Here is a 20,495-nt window from a genome sequence, read left to right as displayed (position 1 = left end):
CCATGAAAGAGCTTGCCAGGAACCAGGCTGACGGCGTTCGCGAACTCATCGCTTTCCGTATCGGCGATCAGGAATTCTGCGTCGACATCATGTCGGTGCGTGAAATCAGGGGATGGACCCCGGCAACCGCATTGCCGCATTCGCCAGGCTTCGTGCTCGGCGTGATCAACCTGCGCGGGGCGGTGCTGCCGATCATCGATCTGTCTAGCCGTCTCGGCATGAAGGCAGCGGACCCGACCGCGCGCCACGTCATCATCGTTGCTCAGGTCCATAAGAAGGTCGTGGGACTTCTGGTCGATGCTGTTTCCGACATCCTGTCGGTCACGAGCGCGAACATCCAGCCCACGCCGGAGGTCTCGTCCGAACTCGACAAGTCGTTCGCCCGCGGCGTTTTGGCGATCGAGGGTCGGATGATCTGCTTGATCGAACTTGAAGCGCTCTTCAAGGCGAGCGAAAGCGAAGCGGCATGACACGCCCACTGGCGCGCGACGGCGGAGGCTTGCCCAGCGAAGAACTGCTGGTCAGCGGAGAGTTTCCGCTGACCCGTCGCGATCTCACCGAGATCGCGGCGATGATCTACGCTGACGCAGGCATCCATCTCAATGAGACAAAAGCCTCGCTCGTCTATTCGCGGCTTTCCAAGCGTATTCGGCAGCTGCGCCTAGCGAGTTTCCGCGACTATTGCGAACTCGTTTCTTCGGCAGAAGGCGCGGACGAGCGGCGCGAGATGCTGTCGTTCCTCACGACGAACTTCACGCGCTTCTTTCGAGAGAATCACCATTTCGATCACATGCGCGACACTGTGTTGCCGCCGCTCCTGAAGAAGGCGAAGGATGGTGGCCGGGTGCGGATCTGGTCGGCCGGGTGCTCGGATGGCCAGGAGCCATATTCGATCGGGTTGACGGTCCTGTCGCTGATGCCGGAGATCGCATCCTATGATTTCCGCATTCTCGCGAGCGATATCGATCCGAAGATCATCGCGAAGGCCCGTACCGGTCGCTACGACGACCATGCGGTGGAAACGGTGCCATCTGCCTTGCGCTCGCGGTTCATATATGAAGCGAAGGGCGAGGTTGGCCCTCGCTGGGAAGTCTCGCCGCAAGTCAAGCAACTGATCGCATTTCGCGAGCTCAACCTCCTGCGCGACTGGCCTTTCAAAGGCACGTTCCAGGTGATCTTCTGCCGCAACGTCGTGATCTATTTCGACGAGCAGACCCAGGCGCGTGTCTGGAGCCGCTACCATCAAGCGCTGGAGGATGGTGGACACCTCTATATCGGTCATTCCGAGCGGGTGTCGGGCCCGGCGAAAGACGGCTTCGACAACGTCGCCATCACCACTTATCGAAAGACGTCCGGCAGACCGGCAGGCAGGAGCGGAGCGCTATGAACGCCCCCATCAGGGTCATTGTCGTCGATGATTCCGCCACGATGCGGATGATGATTTCAGCCGTGCTGAACGCCGATCCGGACATCGAGGTCGTCGGCCAGGCATCGAACGCGATGGAGGCGAGAAGCGCCATCAAGGCGCTCGACCCCGACGTCGTAACGCTCGACATTGAAATGCCGAGCATGAGCGGTCTCGAATTTCTCGAAAAGATCATGCAGCTGCGGCCGATGCCCGTGATCATGGTGTCGACTCTGACGCAGCGTGGAGCCGAGGCGACGCTGGCGGCGCTCGAGATCGGTGCCTTCGACTGCATCGGCAAACCCGTCCCGGGCGAAGGAAAGCCATTTGCCGGGCTGACCACGCTGGTCAAGGAAGCTGCCGCTTCGCGATTGAAGCGGACCTATCAGCGTCCGACGGAAAAGGTCGCGCCCGCACCGGTGACGTCGGACTACCGCCCGCGCAACCGGATCATCGCCATCGGTGCATCGACCGGCGGCGTCGAGGCGCTGATCCAGGTTCTTTCGCGGTTTCCGGCCAATTGTCCGCCGACGGTCATCACGCAGCACATGCCGGCAACCTTCACGCGCAGCTTCGCGGAGCGCCTGGATCGCCTATGCGCGCCGAAAGTTGCCGAGGCCATTGATGGCGAGCCGCTGTCCTTCGGTCGCGTCTATCTGGCGCCCGGCGGCGAGCGGCATCTGGAGGTCGCCAACGGCTCAGGGCCACGGTGCCGGCTGGTGGAAAGCGGAACCGTGAATGGCCACCGCCCGTCGGTCGACGTCCTCTTCCGCTCTGTCGCAGCGACGGCGGGCAAGAACGCCGTCGGCGCGATCCTGACCGGCATGGGCCGCGACGGCGCTCAGGGGCTGCTCGCCATGCGCCAGGCGGGAGCTGCAACGTTCGGCCAGGACGAGCGCAGCGCTGTTGTCTACGGAATGCCTCGCGTTGCGCAGGAGATAGGGGCTGTCGCCGTGCAGCTTCCGCTCGATGCCATCGGAGATGAGATTATTGCCGCAACGGCGGCCAAGAAAATCGGGGTTGTATGATGTCGCTTGCGCAGAAAATCAAAGTTCTCATCGTCGACGACCAGGTGACCAGCCGCCTGCTGCTCGGCGAAGCGCTCCAGTCGCTGGGGTTTTCGCAGATAACGGTGGCCGGTGACGGTCAGCAGGGCCTGGCGATCATGCAGCAACAGCCGCATCATCTGGTCATCTCTGATTTCAACATGCCGAAGATGGATGGCCTCGGGCTTCTCCAGGCAATCCGCTCCAACGCCCAGACGAAGCGTGCTGCGTTCATCATGCTGACGGCACAGGGCGACCGCGCTCTGGTGCAGAAGGCGGCGCAGCTCGGTGCGAACAACGTCTTGTCCAAGCCTTTCACGGTAGAGAAGATGCAGGCGGCGATCGAGGCTGTGTTCGGTGCGTTGAAATGACAGCCGGCACGGTCCGGCGCATCCACGTCATTCAGGGAGAGTATCATGTCAGCAACGACCCGAATGTCGTGCTGACCACTATTCTCGGTTCCTGCGTTGCTGCCTGTTTGCGGGATACGACGGCCGGCATCGGCGGAATGAACCATTTCCTGCTGCCCGGCGGACCAGGCTCTTCTGGCAATGCCGCGACGCGATACGGCGTGCATCTCATGGAACTGCTGATCAACGAACTGCTGAAGAACGGTGCGCGCCGGGATCGACTGCAGGCGAAGATCTTCGGCGGCGCTCAGACGATTGCGCAGTTCTCGAATGTCGGTCAGCAGAATGCGGAATTTGCAGTTCGGTTTCTCAATGACGAGCGTATTCCGATCATCAACGCTTCCACCGGCGGTGATCTCGGCCGCAAGGTCGAGTTCTGGCCTGTGAGTGGGCGTGCCAGACAACATGCGCTCGATAACACGCAGACGCTGCGCGCCGTCGAGATGGAGCGTCCGCGCCCGGTTGCGCCGGCTCCAGCAGATGGTGGCGTGGAATTCTTTTGAGTGACGGCGTCAGCGACGCCCAAGTGCATATACTGGAGCATGGAATGATGGCCGAGCACGCACGATGCAGACTGGAACAGGATGAAGCCGGTCAACCGTTAGGCCTACTGCTGGGGCGCTTGGCAAACGAGATGAGCGATCTCGCCGGCGCGGTCGAAGCGCTGGAAACCGACCTCATTGCGGGCGGTGGCGCCGAGACGAATGACGCACGGCTCATGCGCCTGCAGACGCTCGATCTCACGATCCAGCGATTGCGCGGCCTCGGTCATTTCCTCGATGCGCTTTCGCTCAACGTCCCGCACGGCGTGGGCATCGACCTTCAAGATGCACTGCGCATCATGACGTTGTCCGACGTCAAGGATCGCCTTTCCGGCGCTGCAGATGCGCGCAGCGCTGCGATGCCAGAAAGCGGTGGCATCGAGCTTTTCTGAGCTGCCTCGATTCTGACGATTGCTGTCCCGCGCGCAGTCGTGGCGCAACACCCTCGCGCAAGTTTCACTGCCTAATGTCGCCCTGACAGGATCGCATGGCGTGTCACGCCGTGACGCGTCGATTTTTGCAGTTGAACGGGCACAGAATGAATCTGTTGAGCCAACTGGCACCACTCTCCAAGCGGTTCATGGCCCTCGGCCAGATGCGCATCATGGCATTGATAGGGGGAACCGCTCTTGCGATCGCCCTGGTCGTGGCCGCCGGGCTCTATCTGAACCGACCAACCATGGAAACGGTCTATGTCGGCCTCGAACCGGAGGATCTCGGCCGGGTTTCGATGGCGCTTTCCGAAGCGAACATGGATTTTTCCGTCGGTGCGGATGGTGCCAGCCTCCTCGTTCCGGTTGGTCAAGTGGGCTCGGTGCGCGCGTTTCTTGCCGAGCGCGGGCTGCCCGACAGCGCCAATGGCGGCTATGAACTCTTCGACAATGTCGGTTCGCTTGGCCTGACCTCGTTCATGCAGGAAGTGACTCGCGTTCGTGCCCTTGAGGGAGAGATTGCGCGGACGATCCAGTCGATCAGCGGTATCTCCGCCGCGCGTGTTCACATCGTCATGCCCGATCGCGGCAACTTCCGGCGGGGCGAGCAGGAACCGTCAGCGTCGGTCATGATCCGCACGTCCGGTACGAACGGCCAGCGAGCTGCGGACTCCGTGCGCCATCTCGTGGCAGCATCCGTTCCGGGTCTCGGCATCGACAATGTCACGGTGCTCGATTCCACGGGCCAGTTGCTCGCTTCCGGCGACGACATGACCAACAGCGCGCTCAATCGCTCCATGAGCCTCGTTCAGCTCGTCGAAGGCGAGATCGAAACCAGCATCGAGAAGGCATTGGCGCCTTTTCTCGGCGTCGACAACTTCCGCGCAAGCGTCCGGGCCAACCTGAACACCGACAGCCAGCAGATCCGCGAAACCACTTTCGATCCGGAATCGCGAGTCGAGCGTTCGGTACGGGTAACGCGCGAAGAAGAGCGTTCTAACCGCGCCGAGGGTGACACCCCCGCAACGGTTGAGCAAAACCTCCCGCAGGCCGCACCGGAAGGCGAAGGCGGCGGGCCTACGTCGAACGAGTCGCTCGATCGGCGCGAAGAGCAGACCAACTTCGAGATCAACTCGAAGACGATCGAGACCGTCAAGAACAGCTACACGATCGAGCAGCTGTCGATCGCCGTCGTCGTCAATCGTGGTCGCATTGCTGCGATGATCGGCGAAAACGCCACCCAGGAACAGATCGACGCCTATCTCGCCGATATGGAAAACATCGTGCAGTCGGCGGCAGGGTTCAGTCAGGATCGAGGCGATGTGGTGTCGCTGAACGCCATGGCATTTCTCGAGAATCAGCTCCTGGAGGAGGCCGTCGGCGAAGGCTCGGTTCTCGAAAATCTCTCACGCCATGCCGGCAGCATGGTCAATGCCGCTGCATTCATCGTGGTCGCTCTGCTGGTCGTCTGGTTCGGGCTTCGCCCACTGGCGCGGTCGGTCGGCACCGCCGTGGTGCCTGCACAAGAAGCCGACGGCGCGCTTGGCGATTTCAGCCCATCGGTCGGCACGGGTGCTATTCCGATGGAGGGCTTCGGCGCGGACTTCGGCTTCGACCCCGAGACGGATCTCCTCGGCAGCGACGAGGGTGCCGGCTACAATCGCCGGATGAAGGAAGGCCCCGAGAAGCGTCTGGCTCGCATGGTCGAGCTGAACGAAGAACGCGCTGCCAAGATCTTGCGCAAATGGGCGATCGAGAAGGCGGCCTGATCCAGGTTGCTTTCAAAGATGGCCGTAGGTGCCGCGGGAAAAGAGAAACACTCCGTAGAGTTCCTCGCCATCTGACTGGTCCTTGAGAGACCGATACGCACCGAAACAATGAACGATGCGATGATCCTCCGACGGCTGCCTTATCACCGCGGAAAAGTTGAACGGCCGGCTTTCGAAGGCCGCGTGTTCGAAGAGTTTGATGATCTTGTCGTGGGCGCAATCATCATAGCAGCGCACCAACTCCAGCAGACCGAAGGTGGTGCGCTCCACGGGCAAACCATGTAGCTCGCGTCCGCGGGGCCCGATCTTCAGCATCGCGTTGGCGAGATTGGCCGACCAATGATCGACGATGCAAAATTCCGAAAGAAGATTGATCGTCGCCTGGTCGAGAACGCTGTTCGGGGCATCCAATCTGTCAGTCACGCCACGGGTTCTCACTCTTCGAAACGAGACGCCCCTCCGCCAAGGGTAGATATTCCGTACGCCGCAATAATCCATTCTGGTCAATAACAATACAAGTAATCGTGGCCAGTGTTCCCACTTTATGCGGTTTAGCCCGACCGACATGCAGTTATTTCGGAGCAATTGGTTGCTCAACCGACACGCGAATCGGCCCATATCGGACGCTCGCGGTAAATGGCCAGGTTTGACAGTGGACAAGCCATGGGGGTGGTGCGTAACCTTTTCTTAAGGGACGAATCACCGATCTGGCTACGTAACGTATCGCGTTCTTGCGTATCTTCGACACCGTTTGGCGAAGGAGCCAAGAGTGATGTTTTTTTCGGACGCTGGGCGGGCGTCCTCACTTTTGCTATGTGCGGATGACGGATCCGCGGGCGGTCATTTGTCATGATCGACCGCAGCGCTCTCATCGGCAAGCTGGCTCAATGTGCCGAGCGTGGCGACCTGCCAGCCGGCTTTGAGCTCATGAGCAGCTTCGTCGGAGCGGAGCATTACATGCTCGCTCGCCAAGACATGCTCAACGAAGACGGCTTCGATCACATCGTCTCATCCAACTGGCCGTTCGACCTCGTGCGGACGCTTGGCCAATATGTGATCAAGCATCAATCCAAGCGCAACGAGCTCGAGCGCTGCATGGCGATCATGGAGCCCGCGTTTCTCCGCGCCCCGGCGACGTTGAGGCTGCCCGAGCATCTGAGCCGCATCTACTGCGCCTTTCCGTTTTGCACGGGCCAGGCGCGGTTGTCGGTCATCTTTCTCTTTCGCAGCGATATCGTCGTGGCCCGCGACCGGGTCCATGACGTGGCGTTGCTCAGCGCCTATTTCGCCGCGCGCTTCGACGAAGCCACGTACGTTCCCGCCAGCGTCCTCGACCTCACCGAACGTGAAATCGAGTGCTTGAACTGGATTGCAGAGGGCAAGACCAGTGACGAGATCTCGATGATCATCGGCATCTCGCGCAACACGGTGAACAACTACATCACGAGCATCATGCGCAAGACGGCGACCAAGACCCGGTCGGAAGCGATCGCTTACGCTGTCAGACATAGCCTGATCTGAGGAGATAACCGCCATGAACATCCAAATCGGTCACAGCAAGACCTCTGGGCAACTGGCTTTCCAGGTAAAGGACAAAGAGTGCTCGATGGCTGCGATCGACGAGCAGCTGCGCGACATGGCCGAAGGGCTCGGCGCCGAGAACCGCTTTCTTCTCCGGCTGGCACCGAACGCGGCACGGGCCGCCACCCATTGCGTGCTGAGCCGGTGCGCTGGCAAAGGCAGCGGAGATATCGCAGGCGGTTTCAATGCCCGCTTTTCCCGTGCGGTCATCGGCCATATGGAGCGCTCGCTCGCACCGCTGATCCACGGTTTCGCCGGCTCGCCGGACTTGAGCGGCTGTGCCTCGCAGATGGGTGCGGTCGGATACCTGCCGGTGACGGCCGATGGGCTCGATATGATCGCGTTCCCGGTTAAGCTCGGTGGGCTCGGCAACGGCCTGACGGTGTTCGCGGGCGAAGACCTTTCCTGCGACGCGGAAATGCTGCTCAACCTTCATCGTCGCAGTTTCAAGGTGATGAAGCTTCTTCTGATGCTGGATATTCGAGAGGCGGCGCCGCGCCAGAAGCTCAACGAGCGGGAACTGGAATGCCTGCAACTGGCAGGCGACGGCCTGAAATCCGAAGCGATCGCCGACCGTCTGGAATTGTCGGTCCACACGGTGAATGCCTATCTTGGCACGGCAACGGCGAAGCTCGATTCTGTCAACCGGATCCAGGCGATCGCCAAAGCCATTCGGCTCGGATATCTCGCCTGATACCCCACAAGCTGTGTCCGGCTGACGTCGGAGCTAACGCGCCACCTTTTTAGTACGGAAGTTGGAGTGCTCCGACCGATTTGCGGAAGCGCGACTTGAGCAGGCTTTCCGATAGCAGAAGCGTGTTCACTTCCGGATCCTCGGAGGGATCGTCGAAGGCGATGTGGCTGATCTCCACGCCGCCCTGCGCATCTTCGAGCGTCAGGCGGGCGTAGATGGTCACACCTTCCGGCCGCAGTTCCAGATCGAGCACGACGCGGGGCCGCGTCGACCAGTCCAGCCAGTAATCGCCGCCGATGCCGAGCGAAACGGTACCGGGCAGGAAATACAGCTCGGCCGCTGAGGCCACGAGGTCGGCGAGGTCGCCATAGCACTCGAATTTGAGCATCGAGATGAGGTCGCCGGCGTCGATGAGACGCAATTCGCTGGCCACCGGGCGCAGTGCCTCGGCAACGATCATTTCGCGTTCGGCGGTGCAGCTGGTCTTCATCATGGCGGTCAACTGGCCTTGACTGGTTGTGACTGTGCGGGCTTGGCGTAGACCTGATGAATCAGTTCCGCGACGGCCCGGTAGAATTCCGTGGGGATGACACTATCCACGGAGACTTGCGCAAAGATGGAGCGGGCAAGTGGCGGTTCCTCGAAAATCGGGATGCCGTGGTCCTGCGCGATCTCGCGAATCTTCAGTGCGATGAGGTCCTGGCCCTTGGCGACGACCAGAGGCGCGCCGCCTTCCTCGCGCACATAGCGCAAAGCAACGGCGTAGTGGGTCGGGTTGGTGATGACGAGCGTGGCACGCGGCACGGACGCGATCATGCGCCGCCTTGCGCGGTCGCGGGCGAGCGAACGCTGCCGCGACTTGACGATCGGGTCGCCTTCGGACTGCTTGTATTCGTCCTTCACTTCCTGGCGCGTCATACGCAGATCGTTGTGCCAGTCGAACCGCGTCCACAGGACGTCGACGGCTGCGATCGCCGCCGTTGCGATCAGGACGACGACGATGACTTTACCCACCATGGCGCTCATCATCTCGATGATCGTCGCGGGGTCGGAAAACATGGCGGCCAGGACGCCGAAATAATCGTCGCTGAGCACGACGCCGATGATCGACGAGACCACCAGAATCTTGAACAGCGACTTGGCGAATTCCACCATGCCCTTGACGCTGTAGATTCGCTTGATGCCCTTCATCAGGGAGATGCGTTCCATCTTCGGCTGAACGCGGTCGAGAACCGGGCGCGGCATGTTCTGGAACACCGATGCCGCGACGCCGAAACTGATCATCAGCACGAAGGCTGGCAACAGGACGGCGCCCGATTCCAGAAACAGATGCCGGAACAGGAACACGGCATCCTGGCCGGTCGACAGCGAAAGCTCCTCCGGCTTTTCGAAGACGTCGACCAGCGAACTGGTCAGACGCGCAGCGCCGGCCGGCAGAAAAAAGACAAAGAAAATCAGGATCGCGAGAGCGGAACCGAAGAGAGGCAGCTCGCGGGAGAAGGGCACGTTGCCCTTGTCCATCGCGTCGCGCAGTTTCTTCTCTGACGGTTCTTCTGTTTTGCTGTCTTTATCCTGGCCCTCAGCCATCATGGCTCCATGGTAGGAACGTCAGGAAGACATTACGTCCGGCAGAGCAGCATCATGCGGCTTGCGGCGTATCCCGGCGCTCTTTTAGGACGATTCGGCCGGCCGCAGCCAGACGGATCGCTTCCTGCGCGATCGAACGGCGCGCGACTTCAGTGTCACGCGGCGATCCGCCGCCGCCGGCAAGATCCGCCTCGATCATGCGGCGCTGGCGTGCGCCCAGCGAAGCGAGGACCATCTCGCGCAGTTCCGGCGGCGTATCGCGCAGCGCTGCGGTGATGAGATCGTTGGAGATGTCGTCGAACAGCATGACGCGGCTCTTGGACGGCATTTCCAGAATGTCCTCGAACAGGAAGATCTTGGGGCGAACGCGCTCGACGGCCTTGGTGCTGATGGAGCCGAGTGCACCGAGAAGGGCGTCGACCTGGGGCTTCTCGAGCTCGTTCATGATGTCGGCAACCTTGTTGGTGCCGGTTGAGTTGCGATCGGCCTCGAGCGCCTGAACGAGATCGACGACCCGCTTGTGAATGATCTCGGCGATCTTCGGATTGACGTCCTTCATGTTCACCGTGCGGTGGACGATGTCGGCGCGGCGTTCGTCGGGCAGCTGCAGCAGCGTCTTCGCTGCGAAGGACGAGGGAAGCTGAGTGACGATGTAAGCGACGGTCTGCGGATGTTCGCGCGACAGGAAGTTGCCGATGACGACGGGGTCGGCATCCTGCAGGCGATCCCAGATCGAGGTCTCGAATGCCTGGAACGGTGTGCGACGGCCGAGCAAGCCATCGACTTCGTCCGGCGGCAGGCCTTCGTCGAGGATGTCTTCCATGGCGCGGGCATTGTCCATCAAGCCGGCACCCTCGGTGAAGAGGTTTTCGAACTCGCTCACCAATCCTTCCAGCTCGTCGGCCGGAATCGTGCGCAATGTCTGCGCGTTGGCGATGATCAACTGGAGTTCGGACGAGGCAAAATACTTCAGAAGCTTGCCGGCGACCGGCTTGCCCATTGCGATCAGGATTGCGGCTGCTTTCTGCGCCTTGGTCAGTGCCGGTGAAGGCTCGGCCTGTGCATATTCGGTGAACGCGTTCATCGCGCTTCCCTTCTCGCTGTCTGTCGGTTTACTTCGATTTGTCGGTCATGACTTCGATCAGGCGGATGCCGAAACGGTTATCATCACCGTCAAGCACCGTGATCTCGCCGCGGCCGAAATGACGGCCGTTCACAAGAATGTCGACCGGCTCGCCGATCTGGCGATCCAGTGCGATGAGCGAGCCTTCCGAAAGGTTCATCAGGCTTGCCACCGGCAGACGGCTGGTGCCGAGGACGATCTGCATGTCGATGGGGATGTCCATCACCAGATCGTAATTGCCCGTCTCGGCGACGTTGTTGATCGCAGAGCTCGATTTTGTCCGGTGGCTGTCGCTCGTACGGCGCACAGGCTTCTCCGGCTCCGGCGCAAAAAGAGCTGCGGTCGGTTCGTCGTCGAACTCTGGGGTCTCGGCGCCAAACATTCCGTCGAGGCTGGGTGCGGCAGGGCTTGCATCGAAGGGGCTCGGCCCATCGTCGAAGTCGCTGCCGAAATCGGCCGGGAAGGCCTTGCTCGGTCCTTTTGCGGCATTCGTCATTTCGCTGACACTCTCCAAATCCTCAGCCGACGTCACTCCGTCGGTATCCTTGCGCAGCACGCCACGCAGACCATCGATGGCCCGGTTCAATTCCTCATCGGAGCCATCGCCGCGCTCGATTTCGCGGTTCAATTCAGGCTGACCAGCCATTCCCATGTCTCCATCGACATACGCTGCCGCATCATGCGGTCAGTTCCTTCATCAGATCTTCTTCGCTGCCATGGCGCTCCTGAAGACGCACCATGTAGCGTTCGCCGGACTTTCCGAGCTCGCACCAGAAAAGGTCCTTGCCGTTGGCGCGCAGCAGGACCCGCGTGTCCTTCTCATCGGCAAACGGAATGATCGAGCCCGGCTGGAGTTTCGCGACTGTGCCGAGCGACAGCGGCACCAGGCGAACGCGGGCCTCTAGGCCGACATTGGACTTCTGGACCTTGTCGCTCAGCTGCTCGGTCCAGTGCTTCGGCCGGTTGTCGGTCTTTGCTGCGGCGGCCGGCTCCGCAATCTTCGTTTTCAGGACGACTGCCTGTGGCACCATGGCGCGCAGTTTGAAACTGGCTTTGCCGATGGTGACGTCCAGGACAAGGATGGCCGTGAAGTCGGCGGATGACGCATCGCTCTCGCGCTTCAGCGGGCCCTGGAACGGATTGGAGCAGATCGCCCGATCGCATTTCGGGTAGACCGCCTTGCGCATCGTCTCGGCGAAGGTTTCGAAAAGGAGTTTCGCGACGTCCTGCTCGATTTCAGACAATGGCCTCGACGCGGGAACGCCGTCGCTCTCGCCGCCGAGCAGCCGCTCGGTGATGGCAATGACAAACGATGAATCAACTGCGAGCAGCAGGTCCAGCGACCAGCCTTCGATCGTGGTTTCGCACAGCACATCCTGAGCGCCGAACGTGGCGGCCATGTCGGCGCGCACGCCCTGCAGCGCAGTTTCGGGAGCGATCGACATTGGGACGCTCGTCGCCTGCAGAAGTGCATTCGCCAGGCCATCGGCGGTTGCCTTGCCGATGGCAGCCATTTGCGCCTCGATGACGGGCGCCTCTCCGAGGCGCCCGGTCATGCGGGCCAAGAGGGCGATATCCATGGGTTTGGTGACTGCCATGCCCATCGTCTCAGGCTGCCTTTGCGTCGCCGCCGGGGTTCATCATTTCCTGCTCGACGGCGTCGATCGAAGGACGCTCATAGGCAGAGATGGTCTTGCGGCCGTGCTCCAGCGCGACCTGCGGAACCGAGCCGTTCATGTAGGCAAGCAGCGTTTGCTTGACGATCACATAAAGGCGGTTCTGCTTTTCGCGCACGATCTTGATGTTCGTGGCGAGCGGACCGAGCACATTGTAGGACAGGAAGATGCCGAGGAAGGTTCCAACGAGCGCCGCGCCGATAAGGCCACCGAGAATTTCGGGCGACTGGTCGATTGCGCCCATGGCCTTGATGACGCCGAGAACGGCGGCGATGATACCGATGGCCGGGCAGGCGTCCGAGACGGTATTCATCGAGTGATACGGCTTCATGCGATCACGCACGATCGTCTGAATTTCCTCGTCCATCAAAGATTCAATCTCGTGGGGACGGGCGTTGCCGATGATGATGAGGCGGACATAGTCGCAGATGAAGGCGGTGAGGTCCTTGTTGGCCAGCACCGTCGGCGCGGCCTTGAACAGCTCGGACTCTTCCGGATTGTCGATGTGGCTTTCGATCTCGTTGCGCGACTTGGCGCGCAGATCGCGCATCAGCATGTAGAGAATGCCCAGCGTATCGAGATATTCGCGCTGCTTCGGAACCTTGTAACGCAAGGCTTCGCCAACGGCCTTGCCCGTATCTTTGATGGTTTTGACGGGGTTCGCCATGATGAAGGCGCCGAGCGCCGCGCCGCCGATGATCACCAGCTCAAACGGCTGATACAGAACATGCAGATAGCCGCCCATTGCCATGTAGCCGCCCAGGATGGAGCCGAATGTCAGGACGAGGCCGATAATGATGTTCATGAATTCTCTCGCGCAGCTGGCGTGGTCGCAATCTGACTACGCACCGGGGCTTGCGTGAAGCTGGCTGCTCGGCGTTTCATTAGCAAACCATTAACATGCCGGGAGGTCAGCCAGCCTCGCGCAAGCCAGCCAACCTATCGCTCGCACTCAGGGTGCTGAACTGCGCGGGCCCTCTCGCGCCGACGAGCGGGGGTCTCTTCGAATGACCACGACATTCACAAGTTATCGATTGCTTGCTTCCGACTTGCCGCGTTCGATCGAGCGCGTTTCGGAAGAGCCCCTTGTTGCCCGCGAAACCGACTATTTCCGTGGGGCCATCGGCAACGTCAAATCGATCGACGAGTTCATGGCGGACGACCGCATCTATCGCTATGCGCTCAAGGCGCACGGTCTGGAAGACATGGCCTATGCCAAGGCCTTCATTCGCAAGGTCCTGACCGAAGGTGTCACCAACGACGAAAGCTTCGCCAACAAGCTGGCTGACACGCGGTATAAGGAGCTGGCGCAGGCGTTCAATTTCGAAACGCATGGTGCGGCAGCGACCAGCTTCGACGCGGCGCAGCAGAAGACCATCGACAAGTACATGCGCCAGACGCTCGAGGAGAGCGCGGGGGCCGACAACAGCGGCGTACGGCTCGCGCTTTATTTCGAGCGCATGGCGCCGCGGCTGGAGAACACCTACGAAATCCTCGCCGACGAAGCGCTTGCGGAAGTCGTTCGCACCTCGCTCAACCTGCCGGACGAATTCGCCGCGACCGACATCGACAAGCAGGCGGCTTATTTCGAAGATCAGTTCAGCCTGGACGATTTCAAGGACCCCGCGAAGCTCGGCGACTTCATCGACCGTTTCACGACGCTTTGGGAGATGAAGAACCAGCCGCAGGGGACTCCCAATACATCCGGTCTTTTCGGCACGCAGGGGGCCGCGGGCATCTCGCCCGATCTTCTCCTGTCCATCAACACACTCAAGCTCGGAGGACGGTGATCCATGGATACCGCTCTTTACGTCTCGCTGTCGTCTCAGATCGCGCTCGAGCGGCGCCTGACGACGCTCTCGGACAATGTCGCCAATTCCAACACGGTCGGCTTTCGCGCCACCGAAGTGAAATTCGAGGAACTGGTCGACAATCGCCGGCCCGCGGACGTCGCGTTCGTGTCTTCGGGGGAAAACTATCTGTCTACGCGCAATGGCGGCATGAAGCAGACGGGCAGTGCGCTTGATTTCGCGGTGCAGGGCGATGCCTGGTTTTCCATCGAAACGCCTGCCGGCCCGGCGCTGACGCGGGACGGCCGCTTCACGATGACCGAGGATGGTTCGCTCGTGACGCTGAACGGCTACCCGGTCCTCGATCCGGGCGGCGGCGCCATCCAGCTCGACGCGGCGGGCGGCGAACCGGAAGTTTCCCGCGACGGCGCCCTGCGCCAGAACGGCGTGCAGCTCTCGGCCATCGGACTTTTCACGTTCGACCCCGCTAATGGCTACAGCCGACACGACAACAGCGCGATCCTGCCCAACGGCGAGGCCGAGCCTGTCGTCGATCGCTTCGATGTGGGTGTCGCCCAGGGCTTCATCGAGCAGTCCAATGTCAATGCCGTCTCAGAGATGACGCAGCTGATCATGGTCACGCGTCAGTTCGAGAACGTCTCCGCGCTCGTTCGCGATGCCGAACGGATCAAGCAGGACGCAATCCGCACGCTTGGCGGCAGCAACACCTAAGGTACTTGGCGTTTCCGAACGGTGAAGCGGTATCCACTTCACCTGGAAACGCTCCAGTCGGCCTGAAGCCGGGCAGAAAGCGACATGAGCGTGCACTCCCATTCGCACCGATCCGAAAAGCTGGATGCGCTCGCCAAGGTGGCCCGCAAATTCGCCGAGCCAAGCGAGGCCATCCGCTATGGCGGCTATGTCCAGTCGATCGCCGCCGGCCACTACACGGTATCCGGTCTCTCGCGCCATGTGCGCCTGGGTGAATTCGTCGTTCACCGCAGCAAGAGCGGCGACCATCTCGGCGAAGTGGTCAAGGTGGACACGGACACGGTGGTGGTCTGCCCGATCGAAGCCGGGGAGCCGATCGGGGTCAATGAAACCGTCTTCAGCCGCGGCGCCTTCAAGGTCGCGCCGGACCAGTCCTGGTGTGGGCGCACGATCAACGCCATGGGCCAGCCGATCGACGGCGGTCCGGAAATGATGCCGGGAGCCAAGCGTCGCTCCGTCGTCAGTCAGCCGCCGCCGTCGATGAGCCGCCAGCGCGTCGAGACGCCGCTTCGGACCGGCGTTCGGGCGATCGATATCTTCTCACCGATCTGTCTGGGACAGCGACTTGGCGTCTTCGCCGGCTCGGGTGTCGGAAAATCGACGCTGTTGTCGATGATCGCAAGGGCAAGCGCCTTTGACCGCGTCGTCATCTCGCTTGTCGGCGAGCGCGGCCGCGAAGTGCGGGAATTCATCGAGGATACGCTCGGTGACAATCTGGCGAAAAGCGTCGTCGTCGTGGCGACGAGCGACGAGTCGCCGATGCTGCGCCGGCTCGCACCGCTGACAGCGATGACGGTCGCCGAATATTTCCGTGACGCCGGTCAGAACGTGCTGATGATCGTCGACAGCGTCACGCGCTTTGCTCATGCAGTGCGCGAGGTGGGTATTGCGTCGGGCGAAGCACCGATCGCGCGCGGCTATCCGGCATCCGTCTTTACCGAGCTGCCGAAGCTTCTCGAGCGGGCAGGGCCAGGCGGCCGCGACGCGGGTTCGATCACGGCCATCGTGTCGATCCTCGTCGATGGCGACAATCACAACGACCCCGTCGCCGATGCGACACGCGGCATTCTCGACGGGCACATCGTGCTCAGCCGGACGCTGGCGGAAGAAGGGCGATATCCGCCGATCGATCCACTCGCATCCATCTCTCGTCTCGCCCGCAAGGCCTGGGCCGGTGACGAGGAAAAGCTGGTCACGCGGCTGAAGGCGTTGATCCATCGTTTCGAAGAGACCCGCGATCTCCGACTGATCGGTGGCTACAGGCCGGGCACCGACGCGGACATGGACATGGCGGTCAAGCAGGTCCCGGTCGTCTACGAGGTCCTGAGGCAAGGTCCCGACGATCCGCCGGCCGCCGACGCATTCGACGATCTGGCCCACGAGATGAAGAAGGCGGCCGGTCTTATCCAACCCGGCACACCGCAATCAGAGCCAAGCAAGGGACGCAAATGAGCGACGAGCAGGAAACCTTCTTCGACGACACCTTGCCGCCCGAGCCTTTGCTGCGCCGCCTGTTCAATGCCGACACGGCGATCATCGGCGGCGGCATCGCTCTCGCCGTGGGTGCGGCGTTTTTCCCCTGGTACGTCTTCTTCCATCAGGAATCCTTCGGTGTCAGGCCGATGACCTACTCGACCGATCGGCCGCTGTCGGAGTGGCCAGGCACGGGCAGGATGAGCGCCTCGCCGATCGTCCTGGAAGGGGAGCCGTCCGGCGAGGGCGAATTCGACATGCTCATGACGGCGACCGTACCCGAGCCACCAATCGAGGAAGAGCCCGAGGCTGGCGTCGCCGATCCGCTCAACCAACCGTTTCCGGGATCCAACGCCTTTCGCCTGCTGCATGTGGCCAATGGTCGTGCTCTGATCGAGGATTCCGCCGGCATGTACATGGTGCAGATCGGCTCGGTGCTTCCGGATAACAGCCGGCTTGCCCGGCTCGAGCGGCGCGACGGCATCTGGGTGATCGTCACGTCCGAAGGCGCCATCATCGAGCGCTGACGTCTTCCACCAGTCTGACGCAAGATTGAGAGCCTAGGTTCGGTCATCCAAGCGGAACGATCCAGCGGAGACCGGCATGGAACCCATTCAACTTTTCGATCTTGCGTCCAGACAAGCCCATTGGCTTTCGGTGCGTCAGACCGTCGTGGCGGGAAACATCGCCAACGCCAATACGCCAGGCTATGCCTCCCGCGAGGTAGCCCCGTTCGAAGACGTGCTGAAGGAAACGGGCAACCGCATGGCGGCCACGCATCCGGCGCACTTCATCGAGGACGAGATGCGCAACTCGGTTTCTTCGAAAACCGTCCAGGACGGCGTCGAGGTCCAGGTTTCCGGCAATTCCGTCACGCTTGCGGACGAGCTTCGCAAGACCGGTGAGATCAAGCGGAATATGGAGCTCAGCACCAATCTCGTTCGCACGTTTCACCGCATGATGCTGCAGACGGTGCGCGCATGACAATCGATCCACTGACTGCATCGCTCAAGATCGCGGCTTCCGGGCTTGAGGCGCAAACCACGCGGCTTCGTGTGGTTTCAGAAAACCTCGCCAACGCCCAGTCCACCTCCAGCCTGCCGGGCGGAGATCCCTATCGGCGCAAGATCGTCGATTTCAATGCCGAGCTCGATCGCGTTTCCGGCGCCTCGCTCGTCAATGTCGGTTCGGTCGACGAGGATACCAGCGACTTCACCGTCGAATACGATCCCGGCAACAAGGCTGCCGATGAGAACGGCATGGTGAAGAAGCCGAACGTCAATGTGCTGGTCGAGATGGCGGACATGCGCGAAGCCAACCGGGCTTACGAATCCAACCTTCAGACGATCAAGCAAACGCGAGAGCTGATTTCGATGACAATCGACCTGTTGAGAGCCTCGCAATGATCGGCGGCATCCAGAACGTCTCGGCTCTGTCCTTTACGCGCGCCATGGAAGGCGCTTCGGAGACGGGCAGCAGTTCCTCTATCCTGCAGACGCCGCTTACGGGCCAGGCGCAAGGGATCGCACCGACCGGCGGCGATTTCGGTGCGACGCTTGCCAGCATGGCCACCGACATGGTCGGCAACCTGCGCGGTGCCGAGCAATCCTCCCTCGACGGCATCAACGGGCAGGCCGACATGCGCGAAGTGGTGGATGCGGTAATGACGGCGGAACAGACGCTTCAGACGGCGATCGCGATCCGCGACAAGATCGTGACCGCCTACCTCGAAGTCAGCCGAATGCAGATTTAAGGACGTCCAGACCATGAAAGCTCTCGCCATCGCTGCGACCGGCATGAACGCCCAGCAATTGAATCTGGAAGTCATCGCCAACAACATCGCCAACATCAACACGACGGGCTTCAAGCGCTCGCGTGCAGAGTTCTCCGATCTGCTCTACCAGGTCGAGCGCCAGCAGGGCGTGCCGAACCGGGCGGACTCCGCCGTGGTGCCGGAAGGCGCCTATATCGGCCTCGGCGTCCAGACAACTGCGGTGCGCAACCTGCATATCCAGGGATCGCTGGTCACCACCGGCAACAACCTCGACCTCGCGCTGATTGGCCGAGGCTGGTTCCAGGTCGAGACGGCGGAAGGCGACACGCTCTACACACGTTCCGGTGCGTTCAACACGAATGCCGAGGGCGAACTGGTGACGGCCGACGGCTATCGCATCCAGCCGGCAATCATCGTGCCGCAGAATGCGAGCGAGATCGTGGTCAGCCGGTCCGGCCAGGTCTTCGCCCGTGTCGAGAACCAGGTCGATCTGCAGGAGCTCGGTCAAATGGAGCTCTCGAACTTCGTCAACGAGGCCGGGCTCGAGCCGCTCGGCGAAAATCTCTTCCGCGAAACGCCGGCCTCGGGCGCCGCCGTCGTGGGTGCTCCCGACGATGCCGGTTTCGCGCGCATCCAGCAGGGATATCTGGAAGCCTCGAACGTCGATCCGGTGAAGGAGATCACCGATCTCATCTCGGCGCAGCGCGCCTATGAGATGAACTCGAAGATCATTCAGGCGGCTGATGAGATGGCGTCTGTGGTGTCGCAAGGCATTCGCTGACGGATTTTAGGATTGAAGCGGACGCACATGATGGCTCTTCGCACGCACATGGCCACGTTCAAGATGCTGACGGCGGCGCTCGCCCTTGCGGCGGGTTTAAGTACCCCCGCGAAGGCAAGCGAACCAGTCGCGGTGGTTCCCAACGAGGTCGTCTATCCCGGGCAGGAAATCGACATCGCACTGATGCGCGAAGTCGAAGTGACCAATCCGAACATTCGTGCCGACTACATCTCGTCCATGGCGGAGCTCGAAGGTGCCGTGGCGCGCCGCACGCTGCTTCCCGGCCGCGTGATCCCGATGTCGGCCGTCCGTGCGTCCTATGCGGTTGAACGTGGGCATCCGGTCAAGCTCATCTATTCCAATGGGGGCTTGGTGATCACGGCTTCGGGTAGTCCGCTGAAATCCGCTGCCATTGGCGACTTCATCCAGGTGCGCAACCTGGAAAGCGGCAGCACCGTTTCGGGCACCGTGATGGCCAACGGCACCGTGCAGGTCATCGCACAATGAAATCGGGGAACTCTGGCCGCTTCGTCATCATGCTTGTGGCATCACTGATGCTGCTGTCGGGCGGCCTCGTCGGCAGTGCTGACGCAAACTCGCGTATCAAGGACATCGCGCAGGTCCAAAGCGCGCGCGACAATCAGCTGATCGGGTACGGCCTGGTCGTCGGGCTTCAGGGCACCGGCGATGGGTTGCGTGCATCGCCCTTCACGGAACAGTCGCTGCGGGCAATGCTGCAGAATCTCGGCATCTCGACCGATGGGCGTGCGACCAATGCCAACAACGTCGCGGCGGTCATGGTGACGGCGACACTTCCGCCTTTCGCGAGCGCCGGTTCGCGGGTCGACGTCACGGTGGGTTCGCTCGGAGATGCGACCTCGCTGCGTGGCGGAACATTGGTGATGACGTCGCTGTCTGGTGCCGACGGCCAGATCTATGCGGTGGCCCAGGGCAGCGTGGTCGTGTCCGGCTTTCAGGCCGAAGGCCAGGCGCAGGAATTGACCCAAGGCGTGACGACTGCCGGTCGCGTGCCGAACGGCGCGATCATCGAGCGTGAAGTCGGTGCTCAGTTCGAGGCTGCCGATCATCTCGTTTTCCAGCTCCGCAACCCTGATTTCGGCACGGCGATCGCTCTTGCGGACGTGGTCAACGCCTATACGACCCAGCGTTATGGGATGGCGACTGCCGAAGCGCGCGACAGCACCGAGATCGCGGTGAAGAAGCCAGCCAATGCAGGCGCGCTGACGCGCTTTCTGGCTGAAATCGAAGGCCTGACACTCGTTCCTGATGCGCCCGCGCGCGTGGTGGTCAACGAGAAGACCGGGACGATCGTCATTGGCCACGACGTGCGCATTTCGCCGGTGGCAGTCAGCTACGGGACGCTGACGGTCCGGGTCAACGAGACACCGACCATCGTACAGCCGCTGCCCTTCTCCGACGGCGTGACGGCAGAAGAACCGAACACGGACATTTATGCTGACGTCGAAGGCGGGCAGGTCGCGATACTCGACGGGCCGAACCTTCAGACGCTTGTCGCCGGCCTCAACGGCATCGGTGTCAAGCCGGACGGCATCATTTCCATTCTTCAGGGCATCAAATCGGCCGGTGCACTTCAGGCGGAGCTTGTACTGCAATGAGCATG

The 20,495-nt window shown here is 61.5% G+C and carries 26 protein-coding genes; 19 read left to right on the top strand and 7 right to left on the bottom strand.

Features of this window, described 5'->3' with window-relative positions; all coding sequences use genetic code 11:
* The first annotated feature begins 2 nt into the window (after positions 1-2).
* The 7 genes from GC125_RS19335 (at position 3) to fliF (ending at position 5,603) form a co-directional block, all read left to right on the top strand.
* Positions 3-470, top strand: a complete 468-nt coding sequence (locus GC125_RS19335) for a chemotaxis protein CheW (protein ID WP_151987233.1) — start codon at positions 3-5, stop codon at positions 468-470.
* Positions 467-1,387 carry a CheR family methyltransferase gene (locus GC125_RS19330; RefSeq protein WP_151987231.1) on the top strand — a complete coding sequence of 307 codons (921 nt, stop codon included), beginning with the start codon at positions 467-469 and terminating at the stop codon, positions 1,385-1,387. The genes GC125_RS19335 and GC125_RS19330 overlap by 4 nt, the downstream gene beginning before the upstream one ends.
* Positions 1,384-2,433 (top strand): protein-glutamate methylesterase/protein-glutamine glutaminase, encoded by a 1,050-nt coding sequence (locus tag GC125_RS19325; protein ID WP_151987228.1) that lies wholly within the window; start codon positions 1,384-1,386, stop codon positions 2,431-2,433. The genes GC125_RS19330 and GC125_RS19325 overlap by 4 nt, the downstream gene beginning before the upstream one ends.
* A complete protein-coding gene (locus GC125_RS19320) occupies positions 2,433-2,822 on the top strand; it encodes a response regulator (RefSeq protein WP_126012811.1) in 390 nt (129 codons plus the stop codon). Before GC125_RS19325 ends, GC125_RS19320 begins: the two co-directional genes overlap by 1 nt.
* Complete coding sequence (locus GC125_RS19315; protein WP_151987226.1) at positions 2,819-3,364, top strand: chemotaxis protein CheD; 546 nt, start codon at positions 2,819-2,821, stop codon at positions 3,362-3,364. The genes GC125_RS19320 and GC125_RS19315 overlap by 4 nt, the downstream gene beginning before the upstream one ends.
* A gap of 44 nt (positions 3,365-3,408) precedes the next feature.
* Positions 3,409-3,795 (top strand): DUF8776 family protein, encoded by a 387-nt coding sequence (locus GC125_RS19310; protein ID WP_502706077.1) that lies wholly within the window; start codon positions 3,409-3,411, stop codon positions 3,793-3,795.
* A gap of 146 nt (positions 3,796-3,941) precedes the next feature.
* A complete protein-coding gene (gene fliF, locus GC125_RS19305) occupies positions 3,942-5,603 on the top strand; it encodes a flagellar basal-body MS-ring/collar protein FliF (protein ID WP_151987222.1) in 1,662 nt (553 codons plus the stop codon).
* A 12-nt stretch (positions 5,604-5,615) separates the two neighbouring features.
* On the opposite strand, the gene GC125_RS19300 is transcribed toward fliF, so the two are convergent.
* Positions 5,616-6,026: a hypothetical protein gene (locus GC125_RS19300; RefSeq protein ID WP_151987220.1), complete on the bottom strand. Its 411-nt coding sequence runs from the start codon at positions 6,024-6,026 to the stop codon at positions 5,616-5,618.
* A gap of 426 nt (positions 6,027-6,452) precedes the next feature.
* On the opposite strand from GC125_RS19300, the gene visN reads away from it, so the two are divergent.
* Both visN and GC125_RS19290 read left to right on the top strand, forming a co-directional pair.
* Positions 6,453-7,124 (top strand): transcriptional regulator VisN, encoded by a 672-nt coding sequence (visN, locus tag GC125_RS19295; RefSeq protein WP_151987218.1) that lies wholly within the window; start codon positions 6,453-6,455, stop codon positions 7,122-7,124.
* Between the two features lie 13 nt (positions 7,125-7,137).
* Positions 7,138-7,878, top strand: a complete 741-nt coding sequence (locus tag GC125_RS19290; RefSeq protein ID WP_151987216.1) for a helix-turn-helix transcriptional regulator — start codon at positions 7,138-7,140, stop codon at positions 7,876-7,878.
* Positions 7,879-7,927: 49 nt separating this feature from the next.
* Here GC125_RS19290 and GC125_RS19285 read toward each other — a convergent pair whose 3' ends face one another.
* The 6 genes from GC125_RS19285 to motA are packed head-to-tail and all read right to left on the bottom strand — an operon-like array spanning position 7,928 to position 13,069.
* Positions 7,928-8,371, bottom strand: a complete 444-nt coding sequence (locus GC125_RS19285) for a BspJ family T4SS effector nucleomodulin (RefSeq protein ID WP_151987214.1) — start codon at positions 8,369-8,371, stop codon at positions 7,928-7,930.
* A 5-nt stretch (positions 8,372-8,376) separates the two neighbouring features.
* Positions 8,377-9,465, bottom strand: a complete 1,089-nt coding sequence (gene flhB, locus GC125_RS19280) for a flagellar biosynthesis protein FlhB (protein ID WP_151987212.1) — start codon at positions 9,463-9,465, stop codon at positions 8,377-8,379.
* Between the two features lie 52 nt (positions 9,466-9,517).
* Positions 9,518-10,549: a flagellar motor switch protein FliG gene (locus GC125_RS19275; protein ID WP_151987210.1), complete on the bottom strand. Its 1,032-nt coding sequence runs from the start codon at positions 10,547-10,549 to the stop codon at positions 9,518-9,520.
* Between the two features lie 28 nt (positions 10,550-10,577).
* Positions 10,578-11,234 (bottom strand): flagellar motor switch protein FliN, encoded by a 657-nt coding sequence (gene fliN, locus GC125_RS19270; protein ID WP_151987208.1) that lies wholly within the window; start codon positions 11,232-11,234, stop codon positions 10,578-10,580.
* 31 nt (positions 11,235-11,265) lie between these two features.
* Positions 11,266-12,186 carry a FliM/FliN family flagellar motor switch protein gene (locus tag GC125_RS19265; protein ID WP_199864651.1) on the bottom strand — a complete coding sequence of 307 codons (921 nt, stop codon included), beginning with the start codon at positions 12,184-12,186 and terminating at the stop codon, positions 11,266-11,268.
* 10 nt (positions 12,187-12,196) lie between these two features.
* Positions 12,197-13,069: a flagellar motor stator protein MotA gene (gene motA, locus GC125_RS19260; protein WP_151987204.1), complete on the bottom strand. Its 873-nt coding sequence runs from the start codon at positions 13,067-13,069 to the stop codon at positions 12,197-12,199.
* Positions 13,070-13,271: 202 nt separating this feature from the next.
* Between motA and GC125_RS19255 the strand changes: the two genes are divergently transcribed.
* From GC125_RS19255 to GC125_RS19210, 10 genes are all read left to right on the top strand, one after another.
* Positions 13,272-14,054 carry a DUF1217 domain-containing protein gene (locus tag GC125_RS19255; RefSeq protein WP_151987202.1) on the top strand — a complete coding sequence of 261 codons (783 nt, stop codon included), beginning with the start codon at positions 13,272-13,274 and terminating at the stop codon, positions 14,052-14,054.
* A 3-nt stretch (positions 14,055-14,057) separates the two neighbouring features.
* On the top strand, positions 14,058-14,786 hold the full coding sequence (gene flgF / locus GC125_RS19250; RefSeq protein WP_151987200.1) for a flagellar basal-body rod protein FlgF: 729 nt from the start codon (positions 14,058-14,060) through the stop codon (positions 14,784-14,786).
* An 84-nt stretch (positions 14,787-14,870) separates the two neighbouring features.
* Positions 14,871-16,277: a flagellar protein export ATPase FliI gene (fliI, locus tag GC125_RS19245; RefSeq protein ID WP_151987198.1), complete on the top strand. Its 1,407-nt coding sequence runs from the start codon at positions 14,871-14,873 to the stop codon at positions 16,275-16,277.
* Positions 16,274-16,825: a flagellar protein gene (locus GC125_RS19240; protein WP_151987196.1), complete on the top strand. Its 552-nt coding sequence runs from the start codon at positions 16,274-16,276 to the stop codon at positions 16,823-16,825. The genes fliI and GC125_RS19240 overlap by 4 nt, the downstream gene beginning before the upstream one ends.
* A gap of 76 nt (positions 16,826-16,901) precedes the next feature.
* Positions 16,902-17,282, top strand: coding sequence for a flagellar basal body rod protein FlgB (flgB, locus tag GC125_RS19235; RefSeq protein WP_151987194.1), 381 nt, complete (start codon positions 16,902-16,904; stop codon positions 17,280-17,282).
* A 2-nt stretch (positions 17,283-17,284) separates the two neighbouring features.
* Positions 17,285-17,704 carry a flagellar basal body rod protein FlgC gene (flgC, locus tag GC125_RS19230; protein ID WP_151988097.1) on the top strand — a complete coding sequence of 140 codons (420 nt, stop codon included), beginning with the start codon at positions 17,285-17,287 and terminating at the stop codon, positions 17,702-17,704.
* Positions 17,701-18,051, top strand: coding sequence for a flagellar hook-basal body complex protein FliE (gene fliE, locus GC125_RS19225; RefSeq protein WP_151987192.1), 351 nt, complete (start codon positions 17,701-17,703; stop codon positions 18,049-18,051). The genes flgC and fliE overlap by 4 nt, the downstream gene beginning before the upstream one ends.
* 13 nt (positions 18,052-18,064) lie before the next feature.
* A complete protein-coding gene (gene flgG / locus GC125_RS19220; RefSeq protein ID WP_151987191.1) occupies positions 18,065-18,853 on the top strand; it encodes a flagellar basal-body rod protein FlgG in 789 nt (262 codons plus the stop codon).
* Between the two features lie 30 nt (positions 18,854-18,883).
* Positions 18,884-19,360 (top strand): flagellar basal body P-ring formation chaperone FlgA, encoded by a 477-nt coding sequence (gene flgA / locus GC125_RS19215; RefSeq protein WP_286165578.1) that lies wholly within the window; start codon positions 18,884-18,886, stop codon positions 19,358-19,360.
* A complete protein-coding gene (locus tag GC125_RS19210; protein ID WP_502706076.1) occupies positions 19,357-20,490 on the top strand; it encodes a flagellar basal body P-ring protein FlgI in 1,134 nt (377 codons plus the stop codon). Before flgA ends, GC125_RS19210 begins: the two co-directional genes overlap by 4 nt.
* Positions 20,491-20,495 lie beyond the last annotated feature (5 nt).

Source organism: Rhizobium sp. EC-SD404, assembly GCF_902498825.1.
Classification (GTDB): domain Bacteria; phylum Pseudomonadota; class Alphaproteobacteria; order Rhizobiales; family Rhizobiaceae; genus Georhizobium.
Note: the sequence above shows the minus strand (reverse complement) of the source record. Positions and strands in the feature narration are given on the sequence as shown.

Excerpts from the sequence above, each read along its gene's own strand:
- GC125_RS19335 (WP_151987233.1), top strand. The coding sequence starts at position 3 with ATGAAAGAGCTTGCCAGGAACCAGGCTGACGGCGTTCGCGAACTCATC.
- GC125_RS19330 (WP_151987231.1), top strand. The coding sequence starts at position 467 with ATGACACGCCCACTGGCGCGCGACGGCGGAGGCTTGCCCAGCGAAGAA.
- GC125_RS19325 (WP_151987228.1), top strand. The coding sequence starts at position 1,384 with ATGAACGCCCCCATCAGGGTCATTGTCGTCGATGATTCCGCCACGATG.
- GC125_RS19320 (WP_126012811.1), top strand. The coding sequence starts at position 2,433 with ATGTCGCTTGCGCAGAAAATCAAAGTTCTCATCGTCGACGACCAGGTG.
- GC125_RS19315 (WP_151987226.1), top strand. The coding sequence starts at position 2,819 with ATGACAGCCGGCACGGTCCGGCGCATCCACGTCATTCAGGGAGAGTAT.
- GC125_RS19310 (WP_502706077.1), top strand. The coding sequence starts at position 3,409 with ATGATGGCCGAGCACGCACGATGCAGACTGGAACAGGATGAAGCCGGT.
- fliF (WP_151987222.1), top strand. The coding sequence starts at position 3,942 with ATGAATCTGTTGAGCCAACTGGCACCACTCTCCAAGCGGTTCATGGCC.
- visN (WP_151987218.1), top strand. The coding sequence starts at position 6,453 with ATGATCGACCGCAGCGCTCTCATCGGCAAGCTGGCTCAATGTGCCGAG.
- GC125_RS19290 (WP_151987216.1), top strand. The coding sequence starts at position 7,138 with ATGAACATCCAAATCGGTCACAGCAAGACCTCTGGGCAACTGGCTTTC.
- GC125_RS19285 (WP_151987214.1), bottom strand. The coding sequence starts at position 8,371 with ATGATGAAGACCAGCTGCACCGCCGAACGCGAAATGATCGTTGCCGAG.
- flhB (WP_151987212.1), bottom strand. The coding sequence starts at position 9,465 with ATGGCTGAGGGCCAGGATAAAGACAGCAAAACAGAAGAACCGTCAGAG.
- GC125_RS19275 (WP_151987210.1), bottom strand. The coding sequence starts at position 10,549 with ATGAACGCGTTCACCGAATATGCACAGGCCGAGCCTTCACCGGCACTG.
- fliN (WP_151987208.1), bottom strand. The coding sequence starts at position 11,234 with ATGGCTGGTCAGCCTGAATTGAACCGCGAAATCGAGCGCGGCGATGGC.
- GC125_RS19265 (WP_199864651.1), bottom strand. The coding sequence starts at position 12,186 with ATGGCAGTCACCAAACCCATGGATATCGCCCTCTTGGCCCGCATGACC.
- motA (WP_151987204.1), bottom strand. The coding sequence starts at position 13,069 with ATGAACATCATTATCGGCCTCGTCCTGACATTCGGCTCCATCCTGGGC.
- GC125_RS19255 (WP_151987202.1), top strand. The coding sequence starts at position 13,272 with ATGACCACGACATTCACAAGTTATCGATTGCTTGCTTCCGACTTGCCG.
- flgF (WP_151987200.1), top strand. The coding sequence starts at position 14,058 with ATGGATACCGCTCTTTACGTCTCGCTGTCGTCTCAGATCGCGCTCGAG.
- fliI (WP_151987198.1), top strand. The coding sequence starts at position 14,871 with ATGAGCGTGCACTCCCATTCGCACCGATCCGAAAAGCTGGATGCGCTC.
- GC125_RS19240 (WP_151987196.1), top strand. The coding sequence starts at position 16,274 with ATGAGCGACGAGCAGGAAACCTTCTTCGACGACACCTTGCCGCCCGAG.
- flgB (WP_151987194.1), top strand. The coding sequence starts at position 16,902 with ATGGAACCCATTCAACTTTTCGATCTTGCGTCCAGACAAGCCCATTGG.
- fliE (WP_151987192.1), top strand. The coding sequence starts at position 17,701 with ATGATCGGCGGCATCCAGAACGTCTCGGCTCTGTCCTTTACGCGCGCC.
- flgG (WP_151987191.1), top strand. The coding sequence starts at position 18,065 with ATGAAAGCTCTCGCCATCGCTGCGACCGGCATGAACGCCCAGCAATTG.
- flgA (WP_286165578.1), top strand. The coding sequence starts at position 18,884 with ATGGCTCTTCGCACGCACATGGCCACGTTCAAGATGCTGACGGCGGCG.
- GC125_RS19210 (WP_502706076.1), top strand. The coding sequence starts at position 19,357 with ATGAAATCGGGGAACTCTGGCCGCTTCGTCATCATGCTTGTGGCATCA.